At 49.6% G+C, this 1,626-nt stretch carries 3 protein-coding genes; all 3 read left to right on the top strand.

Annotated elements, in window-relative coordinates:
* Positions 1-275: DUF3368 domain-containing protein (locus tag Q7P41_RS10655; protein WP_303884140.1), on the top strand; the 275-nt coding region annotated here is incomplete at its 5' end.
* Between the two features lie 239 nt (positions 276-514).
* Positions 515-1,339 (top strand): ZIP family metal transporter, encoded by an 825-nt coding sequence (locus Q7P41_RS10650; RefSeq protein WP_303884138.1) that lies wholly within the window; start codon positions 515-517, stop codon positions 1,337-1,339.
* A 50-nt stretch (positions 1,340-1,389) separates the two neighbouring features.
* Positions 1,390-1,605, top strand: a complete 216-nt coding sequence (locus Q7P41_RS10645) for a type II toxin-antitoxin system HicB family antitoxin (protein WP_303884136.1) — start codon at positions 1,390-1,392, stop codon at positions 1,603-1,605.
* Positions 1,606-1,626 lie beyond the last annotated feature (21 nt).

The following is a 1,626-nucleotide window of genomic DNA, read 5'->3' as shown; positions in this document are numbered from 1 at the left end:
TCACTCAGCTGGACTATGGAGAGGCTGAAGTTATTGCCTTGGCTCTTGAGATGGGAGCCAGATTAGTTTTACTTGACGAAAAGGAGGCCCGAGAGTTCGCTAGGAAACTGGGCTTAAAAGTCCTAGGGACAATAGGTTTACTAATATGGGCCAAAAAAGAAGGGATTATTGATAATCTTAAAGTATATCTGGATGCCTTGCAGATGAAAGCTGGGTTTAGGGTAAGTCAACAACTTTATAAGCAAGTTTTAAAAGAGGTTAACGAAGAAATGTAGATTATAGGAAACAATGGGTCAATTAATTGTACGGTTACGTCTTGTAGCGCTTGACGATACATTATCGTACTCGTCCAAGAGACAATTGTGAAGCCCTATCACGGGAAGACGGATATCAATGATCATCGTCATGTCCCCATTATTCCCTTTAATATTTGATGGAGTATAGATAGTTTTCTTGGCTGGCCATGGTATATTTGTTATGCCAGACTGAACAGACTTTGCGAGAATGGGGGAGGATGCCTGTGAACCTGGCTCAGGCTTTTATCGGCTTAAGTCCTGTAGTGCAGGCGTTATTGGCGACGCTTTTTACCTGGGGTGTTACGGCCCTTGGTGCTGCGGCGGTATTTTTGACCAAAGAGGTTAGCAAAAAACTGCTTGACAGCATGCTTGCCTTCGCCGGGGGCGTCATGATAGCGGCAAGCTACTGGTCCTTGCTTGCGCCCGCCATCGAGATGTCCGAGGGCAAGGGCATTCCGTCGTGGATTCCGCCTGCCGTAGGTTTTTTGGCCGGCGGAATCTTCATGCGGGCCATCGATATGGTCCTTCCTCACCTTCACATAGGGTTGGAAAGGTCCGATGCCGAGGGAATCCAGACATCGTGGCGGCGCAGCACCTTGCTGGTGCTTGCCATAACTCTTCATAACATCCCCGAAGGCCTGGCCGTTGGCGTCGCCTTTGGAGCGCTCGCCTACGGGCTGCCAACGGCATCGCTGGCCGGAGCCGTATCTTTGGCGTTGGGCATCGGCCTTCAGAATTTCCCTGAAGGATTTGCCGTATCCATGCCCTTGCGCCGCGAGGGCGTTTCCCCCAGAAAATGCTTTATGATGGGTCAAATGTCGGCGGTGGTCGAACCCATCGCAGGCGTCATAGGCGCCTGGGCCGTCATGATCGCCCAGCCCATACTTCCCTACGCGCTTGCCTTTGCAGCGGGAGCGATGATATTCGTGGTGGTCGAAGAGGTCATCCCCGAAGCACAGCGCAGCGGTGAAACCAACATCACCACCATGGCTGCCATGCTTGGCTTTACCATAATGATGATCTTGGATGTGGCGCTGGGGTAATGGTAAATCTTTATTAAGATTGCCTATAATAGCGTTTTTAGGGTAAAAATATGAGGTTTACAGCGGTTATAACAAAAGAAGGAAAATGGTACATTGCCCATTGCGTTGAGCTGGGGGTTGTTAGCCAAGGAAGGACTATAGAGGAAGCTCAAGCGAACCTAAAGGAAGCTGTGGAGTTATGTATAGAAAACTTTGGGCGTGAGGATTTGCCGGAAAGTAGTTGTGAAGTGATACTATATCCCTTTGAGGTTGCTATGGGCGAGTAAACTGCCGGTTCTGTCTGGAGA

This window comes from Acetomicrobium mobile (assembly GCF_937920065.1).
Note: the sequence above shows the minus strand (reverse complement) of the source record. Positions and strands in the feature narration are given on the sequence as shown.